At 69.2% G+C, this 16,344-nt stretch carries 15 protein-coding genes and 2 pseudogenes; 8 read left to right on the top strand and 9 right to left on the bottom strand.

Features of this window, described 5'->3' with window-relative positions:
- Positions 1–43 precede the first annotated feature (43 nt).
- Positions 44–625 carry a GtrA family protein gene (locus ACFV8H_RS29665; protein WP_380406033.1) on the top strand — a complete coding sequence of 194 codons (582 nt, stop codon included), beginning with the start codon at positions 44–46 and terminating at the stop codon, positions 623–625.
- A gap of 124 nt (positions 626–749) precedes the next feature.
- Positions 750–1,052 (top strand): annotated as a pseudogene (locus ACFV8H_RS29660) (ester cyclase); the annotation flags it as partial.
- A 66-nt stretch (positions 1,053–1,118) separates the two neighbouring features.
- On the opposite strand, the gene ACFV8H_RS29655 reads toward ACFV8H_RS29660, so the two are convergent.
- Positions 1,119–2,366 (bottom strand): ATP-binding protein, encoded by a 1,248-nt coding sequence (locus tag ACFV8H_RS29655; RefSeq protein WP_380406030.1) that lies wholly within the window; start codon positions 2,364–2,366, stop codon positions 1,119–1,121.
- Positions 2,367–2,429: 63 nt separating this feature from the next.
- Positions 2,430–3,104 carry a response regulator transcription factor gene (locus ACFV8H_RS29650; protein ID WP_030290974.1) on the bottom strand — a complete coding sequence of 225 codons (675 nt, stop codon included), beginning with the start codon at positions 3,102–3,104 and terminating at the stop codon, positions 2,430–2,432.
- Positions 3,105–3,434: 330 nt separating this feature from the next.
- Between ACFV8H_RS29650 and ACFV8H_RS29645 the strand changes: the two genes are divergently transcribed.
- Entirely contained in the window at positions 3,435–4,958 is a 1,524-nt protein-coding gene (locus ACFV8H_RS29645; RefSeq protein ID WP_380406027.1) for a peptide MFS transporter, read from the top strand.
- Between the two features lie 134 nt (positions 4,959–5,092).
- Positions 5,093–7,114, top strand: coding sequence for a prolyl oligopeptidase family serine peptidase (locus ACFV8H_RS29640; protein WP_380406024.1), 2,022 nt, complete (start codon positions 5,093–5,095; stop codon positions 7,112–7,114).
- 65 nt (positions 7,115–7,179) lie between these two features.
- On the opposite strand, the gene ACFV8H_RS29635 is transcribed toward ACFV8H_RS29640, so the two are convergent.
- Both ACFV8H_RS29635 and ACFV8H_RS29630 read right to left on the bottom strand, forming a co-directional pair.
- On the bottom strand, positions 7,180–8,226 hold the full coding sequence (locus ACFV8H_RS29635; RefSeq protein ID WP_380406021.1) for a hypothetical protein: 1,047 nt from the start codon (positions 8,224–8,226) through the stop codon (positions 7,180–7,182).
- Between the two features lie 336 nt (positions 8,227–8,562).
- A complete protein-coding gene (locus tag ACFV8H_RS29630) occupies positions 8,563–10,314 on the bottom strand; it encodes a PKD domain-containing protein (RefSeq protein WP_380406019.1) in 1,752 nt (583 codons plus the stop codon).
- 345 nt (positions 10,315–10,659) lie between these two features.
- Between ACFV8H_RS29630 and ACFV8H_RS29625 the strand changes: the two genes are divergently transcribed.
- Positions 10,660–11,385, top strand: a complete 726-nt coding sequence (locus ACFV8H_RS29625; RefSeq protein ID WP_380406016.1) for a rhomboid family intramembrane serine protease — start codon at positions 10,660–10,662, stop codon at positions 11,383–11,385.
- A 161-nt stretch (positions 11,386–11,546) separates the two neighbouring features.
- Here ACFV8H_RS29625 and ACFV8H_RS29620 read toward each other — a convergent pair whose 3' ends face one another.
- Positions 11,547–11,798, bottom strand: a complete 252-nt coding sequence (locus tag ACFV8H_RS29620) for a hypothetical protein (protein ID WP_380406013.1) — start codon at positions 11,796–11,798, stop codon at positions 11,547–11,549.
- Positions 11,795–12,169 carry an ATP-binding protein gene (locus ACFV8H_RS29615; RefSeq protein WP_380406010.1) on the bottom strand — a complete coding sequence of 125 codons (375 nt, stop codon included), beginning with the start codon at positions 12,167–12,169 and terminating at the stop codon, positions 11,795–11,797. Before ACFV8H_RS29615 ends, ACFV8H_RS29620 begins: the two co-directional genes overlap by 4 nt.
- 289 nt (positions 12,170–12,458) lie before the next feature.
- On the opposite strand from ACFV8H_RS29615, the gene ACFV8H_RS29610 reads away from it, so the two are divergent.
- The 3 genes and pseudogenes from ACFV8H_RS29610 to ACFV8H_RS29600 form a co-directional block, all read left to right on the top strand.
- Positions 12,459–13,319, top strand: a complete 861-nt coding sequence (locus ACFV8H_RS29610; RefSeq protein ID WP_380406007.1) for a helix-turn-helix domain-containing protein — start codon at positions 12,459–12,461, stop codon at positions 13,317–13,319.
- Positions 13,312–13,494, top strand: a complete 183-nt coding sequence (locus ACFV8H_RS29605) for a DUF397 domain-containing protein (protein WP_380406004.1) — start codon at positions 13,312–13,314, stop codon at positions 13,492–13,494. Before ACFV8H_RS29610 ends, ACFV8H_RS29605 begins: the two co-directional genes overlap by 8 nt.
- A gap of 177 nt (positions 13,495–13,671) precedes the next feature.
- Positions 13,672–13,833 (top strand): annotated as a pseudogene (locus ACFV8H_RS29600) (DUF397 domain-containing protein); the annotation flags it as partial.
- Positions 13,834–14,122: 289 nt separating this feature from the next.
- On the opposite strand, the gene ACFV8H_RS29595 reads toward ACFV8H_RS29600, so the two are convergent.
- Genes ACFV8H_RS29595 through ACFV8H_RS29585 form a run of 3 tightly spaced genes read right to left on the bottom strand, consistent with a single transcriptional unit; the run spans position 14,123 to position 16,310 of the window.
- A complete protein-coding gene (locus ACFV8H_RS29595) occupies positions 14,123–14,617 on the bottom strand; it encodes a SitI3 family protein (protein WP_380406001.1) in 495 nt (164 codons plus the stop codon).
- Between the two features lie 23 nt (positions 14,618–14,640).
- On the bottom strand, positions 14,641–15,984 hold the full coding sequence (locus tag ACFV8H_RS29590; protein WP_380405998.1) for a putative T7SS-secreted protein: 1,344 nt from the start codon (positions 15,982–15,984) through the stop codon (positions 14,641–14,643).
- Positions 15,984–16,310: a hypothetical protein gene (locus ACFV8H_RS29585; protein WP_375894760.1), complete on the bottom strand. Its 327-nt coding sequence runs from the start codon at positions 16,308–16,310 to the stop codon at positions 15,984–15,986. Before ACFV8H_RS29585 ends, ACFV8H_RS29590 begins: the two co-directional genes overlap by 1 nt.
- Positions 16,311–16,344 lie beyond the last annotated feature (34 nt).

The following is a 16,344-nucleotide window of genomic DNA, read 5'->3' as shown; positions in this document are numbered from 1 at the left end:
GCCACCCGGTATGGCGACGACCACAGCTTCGAACCCCTCACTCATGCAGAAGGTGCGTGGGATCAGGGGCGAGGTCGTGAAGTTCGGCATCGTCGGCCTGAGCGGGGTCGTGGTCAACTTCGCCGTCTTCTGGGTCTGCAACATCGGCCTGGGCATCGCCTCGCTGCGGTCCAACATCGCCGCCACGGTGATCGCGATCGCCACCAACTACCTCGGCTACCGGTACTGGCTGTACCGGGACCGCGACGCCGACTCCCGCAAGCGGGAGATCACCCTCTTCCTGGTGTTCAGCGGCTTCGGCATGCTGATCGAGACCGGTGTGCTCGGCTTCTCCCAGTACGTGCTGGGCCTGGACTCGAACTTCGAGAAGATGGGCGCCAAGGTCGTCGGCCTCGCCATCGCCACCGTGTTCCGCTTCGTCTCGTACCGCACCTGGGTCTTCAAGGCGCTGCCCGAGACGGCCCCCGTACCGAACGTGCCGAGCCCGCAGGCCGCACACGCCGCACAGACCGCACAGACCGCACGGACCGGGGACGCCGCAGAGGCCGCCGACGGCCGGGAGCTGGCCGCCCAGGCCGAGCTGATGCTGGCCGCCGAGCAGATCCGCTACGCCAAGGCCGAGTAGCCACTCGGCGACCGCCCCTCCCCCTCCCCTTGCCGGGTCCGCCCCCGCGAGAGGACAGTGGTGACCGAGGGCGAGCACGGCCCGCGGACGATCGAGAGGCCGAGGGGGTCCCAGGAGGCTCGCCATGGCGTTCGTCCAGATCATCGACTGCAAGACCGACCGGCTCGACGACCTCAACCGGCTCATGGACACCTGGGTCGAGGCCACCAAGGGCCGCCGGACCGCCTCGCACGCGGTCGTCGGCACCGACCGCTCGGATGCCCGCCACGTGGTGGAGATCGTGGAGTTCCCCTCCTACGAGGAGGCGATGCGCAACTCGAAGCTCCCCGAGACGGACCGGATCTTCCGCGAGATGGTGGCGCTCTGCGACGCGCCGCCCACCTTCACCGACCTCGACGTGGTCCGCGACGTCCGGCTCGACGGGGCCCGCTGACCCCGCCCGGTCCGCGCGCCCGGCTCCGTCCTCGTGGCCCGCGTAGCCCTCGTACCCCGCTCAGTCCTCGTGGCTGCGCCCGAGGAACAGCGCGAACACCGGGGGCTTCAAGGAGAGCAGCTCCAGCCGCCCGCCGTCCGCCTCCGCGAGGTCGCGGGCGACGGCCAGGCCGATGCCGGTGGAGTTGCGGCCGCTGACGGCCCGCTCGAACACCCGGTTGCCGAGGTCGGCCGGCACTCCGGCGCCCTGGTCCTGCACCTCGACCACCGCCGAGGTGCCGGAGGGCCGCACCCGCAGGGTGATCGTCCCGGCGCCGTGCATCAGTGAGTTCTCGATCAGGGTGGCGAGCACCTGGGCGACCGTCCCCGGGGTGCCGACCGCGGTGACCCCGTGCAGGCCCTCCAGGGACAGCACCCGGCCCTGCTCGCGCAGCGTCGGGCCCCACTCCTCCACCTGCTGCTTGATCACCTCGTCCAGGTCGAAGGCGACGGCGGTAGGGCTGCGCGGGTCGCGCTGGGTGGTGAGCAGCCGCTGGACGACGTCGGTGAGCCGTTCGACCTGCTGGAGGGCGATGGTCGCCTCCTCCTTGACGGTCTCCGGCTCCTCGGCGAGGGCGGTGATCTCCTCCAGCCGCATCGAGAGCGCGGTGAGCGGGGTGCGCAGCTGGTGCGAGGCGTCGGCGGCGAGCCGGCGTTCGGCGGTGAGCATCCGGGCGATCCGCTCGGCGCTGGTGTCCAGCACCTCGGCGATCCGGTCGAGTTCGGGCACCCCGTACCGGCGGTTGCGCGGGCGCGGGTCGCCGGAGCCGAGCCGTTCGGCGGTCTCGGCGAGGTCGGTGAGCGGCCGGGCGAGTCGCTTGGCCTGCCAGACGGCGAGCGCGACGGCGGCCTGGACGGCCAGCAGGGCGACCACGCCGAGCAGCAGCAGGTTGTTGGCGATCTCGTGGTCGACGTCCTCGCGGGACTGCTCGACGGTGACGATCTCGCCGCTGGTGCCGTGTTCGGCGGCCCGCAGCAGGTGGTTCCCGGCGGGCGGGCGGCCGGCCGAGAGCACCTGCTGGCCGGGGATCTGCACCTCGACGTAGCTGCCCTCGGTGACCTGGCTCTCGAAGACCCGCCCCTCCTTGACCGACTCACCGGCGGCGAGCCGGCTCTCGACCAGGGCGAGCACCCGGACGGCGGTCGCGTCCACCCGGTCCTGGGCGGCGTCGACGATGCTGCGCTTCTCGACCAGGGCGAGCGGCACGCAGAACACCACGACGACCACCAGGACGACGACCAGCAGCGAGTTGATCATCCTGCGTTTCACGCTGCTGCTCCCCGAGGTGTTCCACTGCGTCGGCCGCCGCCCGGCCATGATCTCCGGACGCGGCTAATTCTTCTCGAACCGGAAGCCGACCCCGCGCACCGTGGCGATGTAGCGCGGGTTCGCCGCGTCGTCGCCGAGCTTCTTGCGGAGCCAGGAGATGTGCATGTCCAGGGTCTTGGTCGAGGTCCACCAGGTGGTGTCCCAGACCTGCCGCATGATCTCCTCGCGGGTGACCACCCGGCCGGCGTCGCGGACCAGGACGCGCAGCAGCTCGAACTCCTTGGCGGAGAGGGTCAGCTCCTCCTCGCCGAGCCAGGCGCGGTGGGACTCGATGTCGATCTTCACTCCGTGCGCGCCGGTGGTGAGCTGGTCGACGTTGCCGCGCCGGAGCAGGGCCCGGACGCGGGCGAGCAGCTCGGCCAGGCGGAAGGGCTTGGTCACGTAGTCGTCGGCACCGGCGTCCAGGCCGACCACGGTGTCCACCTCGTCGGCGCGGGCGGTGAGCACCAGGACGGGGCAGCTCTTGCCGTCGGCGCGCAGGCGGCGGCAGACCTCGAGGCCGTCCATCTCGGGCAGGCCGAGGTCGAGGACGACGAGGTCGACCTCCTCGGTGAGGCCGGCGGCGAGTGCGGTCGGCCCGTCCTCGCGGACGAGCACCTCATAGCCCTCGCGTCGCAGGGCCCGGGCGAGAGGTTCGGAGATCGCCGGATCGTCCTCGGCGAGCAGCACACAGGTCATGTGGTGATGGTAGTCGTCCCGCGTATGCCCGTACCCCCTGTGAGCTAGTTCACAGACGGTGATCGTTATAGAAGGGGCCGTCGAGGGCCAACGGAGCGTCGCCGACCGGCCGTTCGGCGAAGAATCCCCGCTTGGATCTTTGAACCGAAGGAAGACGCGCCCATCTACCATGGATCGATCGGGCAGATCTGTTGCCAACTTTGTTATTAAGCAGAGCGATTCGCAATGTTTGTCATCTGATAACGCCAAATATCGCCACGTAGAGTGGTTCAAGTCCTCGTCCGCCGCCACCCCCCAAGGCGGACGCTGTCAGGCAAGGAACGACTACACATGGCGTCTACCACCCGGGCCGCCGACCTCGCGTCGGCCTCCCCCAGCGGCAAGACCTTCCTCGGGCACCCCCGAGGCCTCGCCACGCTGTTCATGACCGAGATGTGGGAGCGCTTCTCCTACTACGGCATGCGCGCCCTGCTGATCTACTACCTGGTCTCCGGCGGTGCCGACGCGGCAGCCGGCAGCCAGGGCGGCGGCCTCGCGATGAAGGCGACGATGGCCACGGCCATCTACTCCGTCTACGTCTCCATGGTCTACCTCATGGCGTACCCGGGCGGCTGGTTCGGCGACCGGGTCTGGGGCGCCCGCAAGACCGTCACCGTCGCCGGTTTCGTGATCATGGCGGGCCACCTCGCACTGGCCGTCCCGGGCCAGGCGGCGTTCTTCGTCGGCCTGCTCCTGGTCGCGGTCGGCTCCGGACTGCTCAAGGCCAACATCTCCACGATGGTCGGCCACCTGTACAACGGTCCCGAGGACCCGCGCCGCGACGGTGGTTTCACCGTCTTCTACATGAGCATCAACCTCGGCGCCTTCGCCGCCCCGTTCATCATCGGAACGGTCGGCAAGGAGTACAACTGGCACCTGGGCTTCGCGCTGGCCGCGGTCGGCATGGGCCTCGGCCTGACCCAGTTCCTCATGGGCACCCGCCACCTGAGCCCGAAGAGCAGCGTCGTCCCCAACCCGCTGCAGGCCGCGGAGCGCAAGAACCTGCTGATGAAGGCCGGCGCCGTGATCCTCGCGGGCGTCGTCTTCTACGCCGCCGTCGTCGCGCTCGGTGTCTACACCCTGAACTGGGCCCTCGTCCCGCTGACCATCGCGGGTCTGGCCATCCCGGTCGTCGTGCTGGTCCGCATAAAGCGCGACAAGCAGCTGGACGCCGGCGAGCAGTCCAAGATGACCGCCTACATCTGGTTCTTCGTCGCGGCCGCCGCGTTCTGGATGATCTACGACCAGGGCGGGTCCACCCTGTCCCTGTTCGCGGACAAGAACACCGCGGACAAGGTCCTCGGCCTCGGCTTCTCGTCCACCTGGTACCAGTCGCTGAACCCGCTGTTCGTGATGGCGCTCGCGCCGGTCTTCGCCTGGCTGTGGCTGTGGCTGTCGCGCCGCAACAAGGAGCCCAACACCATCACGAAGTTCGGGATGGGCCTGGTCCTGATCGGCGCCTCGTTCTTCATCTTCATCGTCCCGATGAACATGGCGGGCGACGGCACCAAGGTCTCCCCGATGTGGCTGGTCTCGATCTACATGATCCAGACCATCGGCGAGCTGTGCCTCTCCCCGGTCGGCCTCTCGGTCACCACCAAGATGGCGCCGCAGAAGTACGCCTCCCAGATGATGGGCGTCTGGTTCCTCGCCGTCACCGCCGGTGACTGCACCACCAGCCTCCTGTCGCTGGCCGGCGTCAACCTGGACGGCACCGGCATCATCGGAATGCAGGCCGCCCTCGCGTGCCTCGCGGGCTTCGCGGTCTACAGCTACCGCAAGCGCGTCCAGTCGCTCATGGGCGACGTCCGCTGACGCCGCTCCGATGAGGCCGGGCCGCTGAGGCCCCGGGGCCGCCGTGGATTCCTGAGATCCGCGGCGGCCCCGGCCGTTTCCGGCCGATTTATTGCCTCGACGGGGCCGCACCGAGTGTGCCTATGGTCCCCGGCATGACCACCGACTCCCTCCCCCGGCAACTGGCCCGCACCCGGAGCTTCACGCTCGGGGCCCCCGCCCAGGCCGCGCCCACCGCCGACGGCGCCACCGTGCTCTTCCTGCGCAGCCGGGGCGGCGCCGACCCGGTCCGCTGCCTCTGGGCCCTGGACACCGCGACCGGCGAGGAGCGGCTGGTCATCGACCCGAGCACGCTCGGCAGCACCGGCGGCATCGCCTCGTACAGCACCGACACCACCGGCCGGTACGCCGCCTTCGCGCTGGACGGCACGCTGTGGCTGGCCGACGGCACTTCCGGTTCGGCCCGCCCGATCGCCACCGCCCGCGAACCGCAGGAGGTGCGGCTCGACCCGACCGGCCGCCGGATCGCCTACGTCAGCGGCGGCGCCCTGCGGGTGGTCTCCGCGGACGCGGACAGCACGGACGACCGCGCGGTGGCCGAACCCGAGGCCGAGGACGTGAGCTACGGCCTGGCCGAGTACGTCGCCGTCGGCGAGATGTACCGCGACCGCGGGTACTGGTGGTCCCCCGACGGCACCGCGCTGCTCACGGCCCGGGTCGACGAACGGGCTGTCGCCCGGTGGTTCCTCGCGGACCCCGCCGACCCGGGGCGCTCCCCGCGCGCCGTCCGCTACCCGCCGGCCGGCACCGCCAACGCCGAGGTCACCCTCTGGCTGCTCGGCCTCGACGGCCGGCGCACCCGTACGGAGGTCCGCTGGGACCGCGCCGCCTTCGAGTACCTCACCGCCGCCGGCTGGGACGACCACGGGCCGTACGCCGCCGTGCAGAGCCGCGACCAGCGCGCCGTCCGCACGCTGGCGATCGGGGCGGACGGCACGACCCGGGTGCTCGCCGAGCGGACCGACCCGCACTGGGTCGAGCTGCTGCCCGGGCTGCCGGTCCGCACGGCGGGCGGGGCGCTGGTCGACACCGCCGACCACCAGGACACCCGGCAGCTGACCGTCGACGGCAAACCCGTCACCCCGGCGGGCCTGCAACTGCGGGGCGTCCACGGGACGGTGGGCGAGCGGGTGCTGTTCACCGCCTCCGAGGAACCCACCGAGACCCACCTGTGGTCGTACGAACCGGGCTCCGGCATACGGCGGTTGAGCAGCGGACCCGGACTGCACAGCGGCGTCGAACGGGGCGGCACGCTGGTGCTCACCGACGGCGCCCGCACCACCGTCCTTCGGGCCGACGGTCCGCCCCTCCCCCTCGCCTCGTACGCCGAACCGCCCGTCGTCACCGCCCGCCCCGAACCGCTCCGCCTCGGCCCGCGCGAGCTGCGCGCCCACCTCTTCCTGCCCACCGGCCACCGGCCCGGGGGTGCCCCGCTGCCCGTACTCCTCGACCCGTACGCCGGGCCGGCCATGCAGAAGGTCACCACCGGCGACCCGTGGTTCGGCCTGGTCTCGCAGTGGTTCGCCGACCAGGGCTTCGCGGTGCTCGTGGTGGACGGCCGCGGCACCCCGGGACGCGGGCCGCGCTGGGAGAAGACCATCTGGGGCGACAAGGCCGGGCCGGCCCTGGAGGACCAGATCGAGGGCCTGCACGAGACCGCCCGGCTGCGCCCCGGACTGCTCGACCTCAGCCGGGTCGGCATCCGCGGCTGGTCCTACGGCGGCTTCCTCGCCGCGCTCGCGGTGCTGCGCCGCCCGGACGTCTTCCACGCCGCCTCCGCCGGGGCCGCGCCCACCGACCAGCGGCTGTACGACACCCACTGGCAGGAACGCTTCCTCGGCCACCCGGACGAGCACCCCGAGCACTACGACTCCTGCGACCTGATCACCGAGGCCCCGAAGCTCAGCCGCCCCCTCCTCCTGGTCCAGGGCCTCGCCGACGACAACGTCTTCCCAGTCCACGCGTTGCGGCTCTCTGCCGCCCTCCTCGCCGCCGGCCGCCCGCACGAAGTCCTGCCGCTGCGCGGCGCCGGACACCGGCCGACCGACGAAGCGACGGTGGAGAACCTGCTCCGGCACGAACTCGGCTTCCTGCGGCGCTCGTTGGGCGCGGAATGACGGACGCCCCCTCGGGTCGGGGGACGGAGACCCGAGGGGGCAGCAGGACGGCTTCGGGAGAAGCGTCAGTTGGGGTAGTAGTTGTGGATGTTGTAGACGATGTTGTTCCGGTAGTAGTTGCCCCGGACGTCGAGGAAGTTGCCGCCCCGGATGGTCAGGCCGACGCCGTCCGGCTCGGTGTCCACGCGCGGGGCCGACGGGCTGGTGACGTTGTTGCCGTTGGGCACGCCCTGGGGGGTCGTCGAATCGGCGGAGGTCGTCGAGATCTCGGAGGCCAGGATCTGGCCGGAGCTGGCCTGGCGCCAGGCCAGGATCATCCGGCCGTCGTGGAAGTTGTAGGCGACCGACGGGGCGGCGTTGGTGTAGGTGTTCCTGACCTGCTGCCAGTTGTTGTCCCACTGCCAGTACAGGACGTTCAGACCCTGGCGGTAGATCCGGTTGTCGGTGCCGCGGTGGACGACCGTCAGCCGGTTGTCGGGCGAGGTCGAGGCGCCGGCCCCGGACTCGGTACGGGCGCCGCCCGGCAGTTCGGTCCAGCGGCTGAAGTTGCGGTTCACGCCCATGGTCGCGTGGTAGATGCGCTCGTTGGCGCCGACCACGATGAAGTGCAGCAGGTCCGGGGAGGCCGCGACCGCCGGGCTCAGGGTCGGACTTCCGGCCGAACCGGAGCCCCCGATGTTCTGGGTACTGAACTGGATGGGCCGGTTCCAGTACCAGCGCCGGTGGTTGGACTCACCGGGGTTGGCAAGGTTCTGGCCCCAGACGTCGCCGTTCTGGCCGGTGTGCCAGATCCACAGCTCGCCGCGGAACACGGTGATCGACGGCGCGGCGTACGTGACGCCGCCGATGTGGTTGAAGTCGCCGTTGTCGACGTTGAACCAGAGGTTGTTGTCCTGCCCCCGGATCACCTCGACGTTGCTCCCCGCGTAGAACGCCATCGCCGGGGAGTCGGGGGTGCTGCCGTTGTGGTTCGTCTCCTGCCAGGGCGTGACCGCACCGGCCGGGGCCGTGCCCGCGAAGACGGCGGCCAGCGCGGCGAGGAGGACGGTCACCGCGGCGACGAACCCGGAGGCCCTGCGGCGGTGCAGTGGGGTGCGGGGTGGTGCGGTCATGTCTGCTGCTGCCCTTCTGGTCCGTGAGCCCGGCGATGACGTGCGGGCCTCGGAGTGGTGACGACGTGGTGCGGCCCGGCTCCGACGACGACCCCGCACGGGGCGTGGCCCCCGGCGGACGCGGAACGGCCCACCGCAGAGGCTGCCAGCGCACCGGGCCACGCCACATCGGTCATCTGACTTAACGCCCCACCCGAACCCCGCAGGCACCCCACCGGCACCCCACCGGCACCCCGTCTGCTGCGCAGGAAGTCAGCCGGGCCGACTTCCTGCGCCGGGCCGAAGGGGCGAGCGACCGGCCGACGGCCAGTGCAGCCGCACCACGGCCGTCGGGGGCTAGGAGCCTGCCGGGTACGCGACGTGCAGGAGCTGCGTGGTCTGCTCGCTGCGGCCACCCGCGTCGGTCACGGTCAGCGTGACGGTGTAGTCGCCCTCGTTGGCGTAGCTGTGGGTGGTGTCTCCGAAGACGTCGGCGGCGACGGGGGCGCTGCCGTCGCCGAAGTCGACGGTGAAGCCCGTCAACGACCACGCGGACGTGGAACTGGAGCCCGAGATCCTGTACCCGAGCGGGACTCCGTCCGGCGAGAACGTCAGCTTGGGAACGAGCGGGGCGGGCGGCACGACATCCTCCACCGTGCCGTTACTGGTGGTGGTGTCGCCGTTCTGCTCAGTGGCGACGACTGTGGGCTGGTAGGAACCCGCGGTCTGGTAGGTGTGCTGGACCGCGAGCTCCGTGGTCGTCACGGTCGGGGTTCCGTCACCGAAGTCAATGGTGTAGGAGACGACCGGCGACCAGGTCTCCTGGTCGCGGATCGCGACGGTGGTCGACGCCCCGGCCGGAATCTTCCACGGCCGACCCTCGACCAGGATGAAGCGGGACGAGGTCGTGTACTCGAATGCGCCCCGGTCGTAGATCTTCGACCCGGTACCGGTGTTGGCGACGTAGGGGTGGTCGATCCGCTGGTAGCCGTAGAGGTCGGTGCTGAGCTCGCCGGGTGCGTCGGCGTCGGCCGAGTCGACGGCGGCGGAGTTGGAGCCGATGGGGAGTTCCGTGTCGGCGTTCCCGCTGTAGTGCGCTTCGGTCGTGAGGTCGTGGGCGCCCTGCTGCGGGACGGCCTTGGTGAAGTCGGCCGCGGTGGCGTAGCTGCTGCCCGCCCAGCTGTAGATCGGCCCGTCGGCAAAGGGTTCGGCCAGGTTGTAGTCGGCGACGGTGCCCGGTACCGAGCCGGTGGAGACGGAGAGCTTCGCCGTGCTCTGGTCCGGGGCGCAGGCGGGGGCGTTGTGCCCGGTGTCGGCAGCGGTGGCGAGGACGTTGTTCTCGACCACGGCCCTGGACGAGTCGCCCAGCAGGCCGATGGCCGGGCCGCAGACCGAGCTGACGGTGTTGCTCGTGATCACCGTCCCCGGGGCGTCGGTGACCTGGATGCCGGCGCCGCCCGCCTGGTTGTCCACGGCGTTGGTGGTGAGCACGGTGCCGGTCGCACCCGCGTCGACGACTACGGCGAAGTGGGGCCTGCCCTTGATGATGTTCCGGCTGATCGTGGTGCCCTGGGCCGTCCCGCTGAGGTGGACGCCGACGGTCTGCGGGCCCGACGACGATCCGCCGCCCATGATGTTGCCGTCCAGGGTCACCTGCTGGGTGCCGTTCAGCTGGACGGATCCGAGGGCGCCCCCGATGCCGAAACCCGTGATCGTGACGTCGTGGACACCGTTGAGGACGAAGCCGTAGTCCGGGGTCGTCCCGCCCGGGTTGACTCCGACGAACGACAGTGTCTTCTGGCCGTTCCGAATGTTGCCGCCCCGAACGGTGATCGGATGGCCCGGCTCTCCCGAGTGGCTGAGCGTGACCTGCTCGCGGTACTTCGCCGCCGCCACCTGGACGGTCTGGCCCGGCCGGGCGGCGTCGACGGCGGCCTGGACGGTGCAGAACGGCGCGGCCTGGGAGCCGCTGCCCGTATCGGTACAGCCCGTGGCCGAGTTGACGAACAGCGTGGTGCTGTCGGCGACCGCGGACGCGGGGGCGGGCAAACCGGCCCCCAGTGCGGTGACGGTGGCGATGGCAAGGCCGGCGAGATGACGCTGGCGCACGGAAGACCCCCCTGTGGATCGGATGCTGGAGGCTTCCTGCGCATGCGCAGGAAGCCGGGCACATCCTCCTCGTGATCTTCACGCTTGTCACTTCGCTTTGTGCCGCTGTCAGCTGCGGGATGCGGCCCTGTCCCCAGGGTCCTCACGGGCGCCCGCGAAGGCGGACAGCAAGCGCTTCACGTCCGGCTCGGGCCACTCGTTCTGGCGCGCTGATCTTGCACGTTGTGACGGCTGTCATGGGCATCCGGTGATCATCGGGCCTGGTGCGCGGCGGCGCCCGATTGCCAGGATGGGCCACGTTGACGGGGTGAGTTGCCCCGAGTTGTTCGAACGGGGGGATGGGCGATGTCGCCGCACGAGATCGGGTTGTACGCGAGCGCCGCTGTGGTGGTCAGCGTGGGAGTGCGGACACTGGTGCTGGCCGGGCCGGCGAACGGCTCCGGAACCGGTGGCCCCGCGGGCGGCGGCGCCGGGCCGGGTGAAGTGCTGGCCGTGGTCCGCGCGGCGTTGGCGCGGCGCCCTTGGGTCACCCTCGCGCTGTTCGCGGTGATGGCGGTGATGGCCGTGGTCCAGTACGCGGTGCCCTCCGTCGTCGGCGACCTGATGCGCCAACCGGGCGCCCTGTCGGACGGGCAGTGGTGGCGAGCCGGGAGCGCGCTGCTGGTGCAGTCCTCGGGCATCACGCAGATCGCGATCAACCTGCCGGCCCTGCTCGTGGTCGGCGCCGTCACCGAGGCCGCCCTCGGGTGGTGGCGGACCTTGGTCGTCTTCCTCGTCGGCGGCATCCTGGCGCACGTGGTCAGCCTCGCCGGCTGGTCGACCCAGGGCGGCGGCGACTCGGTGGCCGTCTGCGCCCTGCTGGGCGCCCTGGCCGTCAGCTGCCTGCTGGGCGCGAACCCGCCGCGCCGACCGTTCCGGGACACCTGGTACGTGCTCCTGATCCCTGCCGCGGGAATGCTGCTGTGCCTCCTGCAGAACAACCACGGCGCAGGCCTGGTGGCAGGCTGCCTGCTCGGCCTCGCCCTCGTACCCCGTCCCGGGCACCCGCTCGCGCGGTCGGCTGCCGCCTAGCCAGTCGCCCGCGAGGCCCTCGCCCGGGGTGGGCGGGGGCCTTCGCGTGTTTCAGTCGCGGTCCTCGGGGGGCTGGATCTTGAGGGTGGCGATGGCGCCGAGGGCGACGGTGGTGAGGGCGAGGGCGAGGAGGGCGAGGAGGATCGCGCCGATGAAGTAGTTCACCGGTGCCAGGCCTCGTCGCGCTCCAGGTCGCGGAGCAGGTGGAGGAGGTTGAGGAGGGTGCTGACGGGCGCGTTGCCGAAGTCGATGAGGATGCGGCCGTCGAGGGTGGTCTCGCCGGGGGCGGCGGAGCCCCAGAGGAGGCCGTGGGGGAGGCCGCGGCGGTGCAACTCGCCGAGCAGGGTGGTGATCTGGGGTTCGGTGTAGTCGCGCATGCGGGGGTCGTCGGGCGCGATGGGGTCGCGGGTCACGAGGCGGCGTCCAGCTGGTACCAGGTGGTCTTGCCGCACTTCTGGGGGTCGACGCCCCAGCGGTGGGTGAGGCCCTCGACCAGCTGGAGGCCGCGTCCGGTCTCGGCGAGGTGGGTGGGGGTGCGGGGCTGGGGGAGGGCGTCGCTCTCGTCGGAGACGGCGACGTGGAGGGTGGGGCCGAGGAGGGAGAACCAGACGACGGGCACGGGGGTGCCACCGTGCCGCCAGGCGTTGACGATCAGCTCGGTGAGCGCGAGTTCGGCGTCGTGGATGGTGTCCGGGTTCCAGCCGCTGCGGGCCAGGGCGTCCCGCAGGGCCTGCCGGGCAAGCACGAGGACGAGGGAGGGAGAGGGGGTGTTACGGGTGCACACGGGAACCTCCGGGAGGCTGTGGTGTGGGAGAGGGGAGACGGCGGATACGTCGCCGTGAGCCAGGCCGGGGCGGCGGCTGCTCTGCGGCGCGCGGGAGGGCAGCAGGCGCCTACTGCCCTTGATGCAGGCATTACTGACGATCCGTCGGATCGAGCTGAGGCGACGATAGCGCACTGGCCCTTAAAGTTAAGCTGGTTGCGCGAACGTTCCCCCGATCGTGTACCGGGCCCGGTGGCAGCGCGCACGCACTGCACGGCAGACTGGCGCCTGTACCCGCAGAGAGGACGCCATGGCCAACCGGATCCCGACACTTCGTCAGCGTCGGCTCGGTGCCGAACTTCGACGGATGCGAGAGCAGGCCGGTTTCGGTGGCAGTCACCTCGCCGGCCTGCTCGGCGTGACCCCCGCCTTGGTGACCCAGATGGAGAACGGTAAGTCAGCCGTCAGCGTGGAGCGCCTGAACGAGATCGCGGAAGCCTGCATGTGCGTCAACACGCCTCTAGTCGAAGCACTCGCAGATATGACCCGGGAGCGGAACGTGGCCTGGTGGGACGAGTATCGGGAGGAACTTTCAGCTGCGCCGATTGATGTGGCCGAGATCGAAGGTCACGCCAAGCGACTCAAGAGCTTCACCATCGGCATCATCCCTGGACAGCTCCAGACGAGCTCCTACGCCACGGCAGTGTTCGCGAGAGGTTTCACACCTCTCTCCGACCGAGAAATCGAGCGCAGGATGAACTTCCGTCTGCGGAGACAGCAGATCTTTCGGTCCGGCGAGACGCCCTATCTGGCGCTTGTCCACGAAGCAGCGCTGCGCATCCAGTACGGCGGACCGACAGTACTGAGAAGCCAGCTTGACTCCCTCGTCAAGGACTCCGAGCTTCCGGGGATCTCACTACGAGTAGTCCCGTTTGACACAGCCGACTTCCCGGGCCCGAGCGAGAACCTTCTCTACGCGGAAGGGCCAGTGCCGGAGCTGGACACCGTCCAGGCCGACTCGTCACACGGCTCCCACATCTTCGACTCGCCCGCCCAGCTGGCGGGCTACCGCGCAATCCTTGAGCGCATCGAAGCAGTCGCACTCCCGGAGAGCGAGTCGCGAGACCATATTCGCTCAATCATGAAGGAAATGAACGACAGGTATGAGTAGCACCGAGTGGCAGAAGTCCAGTTTCAGTGAGGCGAACAACAACTGCGTTGAGGTTCGAGCACTCGATGGGGCGGTCGAACTCCGTGAGTCAGACGATGGTGAGGTCATCGTCCGCACCACGCCTGCCAAGTTCGCCGTCTTCCTCCAGGGCGCCAAAGCAGGCGAGTTCGACTAGCGAAGAGCCCCGCGCCCGCCACCCGGGGGCCGTGGGCCCTACACCGCCAGGGGCTCTACGATCTGTTCAGGGCTCACTCCCTTTCTCCAGGTGACTCTGAGGCCGCGATCAGATCGGCATGAAAGGATTTACCGATGCGCTCCGAGGAAACACCTTGCCCGGTGACGGAAGAGTAGTTACAGCAACGGACAGGGCGGGGACTTCATCGAAGTCGACGACAGTCGCCCGGGGATAGTCCGCAACTCCAAAGACTCCGACGGGCCCCGCCTGCGCTTCACCTCCGAGGCGTGGGCCACGTTCGTCCACGCCACCGTGGACGGCGAGTTCAGCGACGCGTGAGCTGTCCTCCAATAGAAGAGCCCCCGACCCTTCCGAGTCGGGGGCTCTTCTGTTCGGGCGGCCACTCGTCCGCGCCTCGGGCCTCGGCCTACTCCTGGGACACGTGCGATTTCTTGGCAGATCGGGTGGCAACGTGCGGTGGCCGCAGTGGCCAGAAGGCTGCCGGTTCACCGGTTCTTCATCTGGAGCGGCATTGGCGGCCCACGATCAGCTTCGCGGGCAGCCAATGCATAAAAGGCTCAGCCGCTTGTGCGTGACCCGCGTAGGTGCCTTGTCACGGACGCACCCTTCAGCCTTCCTCCGAGAAGTCGAACTCCTGGGTCTGCCGACGGTAAGGCAGGGAGAGGATGGCGAGGCGGTGTTGGGGCCAGAGGTCGGAACGTTCGTTGATGCTCAGCCCACCATCCCGGCGCGTCAGCCAGATCTCCTCGAAGTCATAGTGAAGGACCGCATCATCGGGAATCCTCAACAACAATTCGACCGCAAGCCGAACGACGACGTCCTGTTGGCCAGCGATATTGGCCATCTTGTCGAGACGGAAGATGACCGCGACGGTCGGGCTGAAAACACGGCCTCCGATGAGCGGATCCCCCCATGGGGCTGGGCTCTTCGGTATCACCTGGATGCGAGTGCCGTTCAGCGTCCGTGCGCCGTCGCCGAGTAGCGTGTCGGCGTCTGCTGATGCGTCGGACAGCCGCAGTCCCTGTACGACTGCCGCAAGGTTCGTCGCGACCTCGCCGGCGCTGAGTGGCGTCGCCAATTCGAAGCTGTAGGAAATAGCCATATCGGCCGTCTTTCTCAGTTGGGTCACGGGTAGAGGTGGACTATGTTGCCAGACTTGTCGATCACTTTGACCTCCTTGAGGCCATTGACTGGCCAGTCGTTCAGCTGCTTTCGCATCGCAGCCATGTCGACCGGAGTGTCGGACATATTCAGAATAATTCGGTCAGCCTGGCCCGAGTCCACCTTTTCCTGAATCTTGTGGGAGATGGCACGAGGTTTGTCGGTCGTGGGCGCGTAGCAGTCCATGATTTCTCCCTCGACGCGATAGTCGGGGTTCTTGTCGCCAGGCACCTTGGGGTTCTGCTCGACCTTGTAGCCGTTCTTTGCCAGGATGTCAGCAGACTCGTTCTCCCGGGTGATCGAGCGAACCGTCGTCGCATCGTCACTCTTTTCGATGGGGGTGACGCGACCTCCCGGGGTGGCGTTCGGGTCGGGTGACCCCGAAGGCCGGGTTTCCATACTGGGCGAACTGCTTCCTCCGCCACCCCCGCCGTTTCCCTCCATGTGAACCCGGTCGGGCCCGAACGCATCCTGGGCGATTTGGCTGGCGCCGACGCCGGCGATGCTGAGACCAGTGGCGATGACACCCGCTGAGGCCACGTTTACCGGCACGCCGATCGCCGCGCCAACACCGGTCATGTCCAGTCCGAACCCCAACACCTCGCCGCCGGCCCCAAGAGTCGCGAGCCCTAGACCGCCCGCTATTTCGAGTGAGGCGCCTGGGTCGTGGATCATGGCGTTGCCCACGGAGGCCAGATCCTCGACGACGACCTTGCCGGCGTCCAGGAGGAGGTCCCCGGCGTCGGAGAAGAAGTCGCCTACCTTGTCGAGCCAACCCGGCTCTTCTGGCGCCTTGTCTCGAACCTTGGCGATCTTGTCGGCAGCCGTGTCGCCCGCACTCTTCACCTGACTTCTCGCGGTGCTGAGTGTTTGTCGAGCATTTGTCCGAGTAGCCTCGCCCGGGTCGGTGAAGGGCAGCGCGTGGCCGGCGTTCTTCTCCGCGTCTTGGTGATCAGACTTGGCCTTGTCGGTGGCGGCCTGGCCTTCGTTCCACTGACGGATCGCATCCGTGGCCTGCCCCTGGGCCCATGTCAGTGTCGTCTGATAGGCGGTGAGAGCAGTGGATGCATCATGAAAGCAGTCACCTGCTTCCAGCCACTTCTGCGGCTCGCCCTTGAAGGCCCCTCGAAACGCTTCGCCAGCCTCACCTGACCATCCATCAGCGGTGTCGATCCGCTTGAGCCCCTCGCCTGTCGAGTGGAGGGTGTCGCCATAGCTCTTGAGCCAGGCGGCGGTCGAAGCGATCGCGTCCGGGTCTCCCGGGACGAGATCGTTCGCGCTAGCAGTCTGCCCCAGCTCCTTGGCCACTACTTTGCCCCCGGGTCGTCGCCGCTGTCGCGGCTCAGCGTGCCGTGAAGATGGCCGACAAGTTGCCCTTCCATCTCCCGATAGGCCTTCACGCTCGCGTTCAGGCGTTGGGAGACCTGTGTGGCGTCCTTTGCCAGGTTCTCGACGCCGATCTCCCAGCGGGTACAGAACTTCCCAAGGACATCGGCTAGGTGGCTGTGCCCGATGTCCTCTTTCTTGTGGTCGAGATCGCTGACCTTCTTGAAGTGCAGCTTTGCCAGGGTGTCCGTGATGCCCGAGGCCGCGTTGTCCAACGCTTCCAGATCCACCTTGAATCCCTCTGCCACGAACCTCTCCCCTCGGTCGTAAGTGGGATCAACA

Origin of the sequence: Kitasatospora sp. NPDC059827, from assembly GCF_042731675.1 — a bacterium.
Taxonomy (GTDB): Bacteria; Actinomycetota; Actinomycetes; order Streptomycetales; family Streptomycetaceae; genus Kitasatospora.
The sequence above is the reverse complement of the archived record's forward strand: the minus strand, read 5'-3'. Positions and strand labels throughout refer to the sequence as shown.

Coding starts and splice junctions, on each gene's coding strand:
- ACFV8H_RS29610 (WP_380406007.1), top strand. CDS start 12,459: ATGGCCAACCGGATCCCGACACTTCGTCAGCGTCGGCTCGGTGCCGAA.
- ACFV8H_RS29635 (WP_380406021.1), bottom strand. CDS start 8,226: ATGACCGCACCACCCCGCACCCCACTGCACCGCCGCAGGGCCTCCGGG.
- ACFV8H_RS29605 (WP_380406004.1), top strand. CDS start 13,312: ATGAGTAGCACCGAGTGGCAGAAGTCCAGTTTCAGTGAGGCGAACAAC.
- ACFV8H_RS29595 (WP_380406001.1), bottom strand. CDS start 14,617: ATGGCTATTTCCTACAGCTTCGAATTGGCGACGCCACTCAGCGCCGGC.
- ACFV8H_RS29650 (WP_030290974.1), bottom strand. CDS start 3,104: ATGACCTGTGTGCTGCTCGCCGAGGACGATCCGGCGATCTCCGAACCT.
- ACFV8H_RS29665 (WP_380406033.1), top strand. CDS start 44: ATGCAGAAGGTGCGTGGGATCAGGGGCGAGGTCGTGAAGTTCGGCATC.
- ACFV8H_RS29645 (WP_380406027.1), top strand. CDS start 3,435: ATGGCGTCTACCACCCGGGCCGCCGACCTCGCGTCGGCCTCCCCCAGC.
- ACFV8H_RS29640 (WP_380406024.1), top strand. CDS start 5,093: ATGACCACCGACTCCCTCCCCCGGCAACTGGCCCGCACCCGGAGCTTC.
- ACFV8H_RS29625 (WP_380406016.1), top strand. CDS start 10,660: ATGTCGCCGCACGAGATCGGGTTGTACGCGAGCGCCGCTGTGGTGGTC.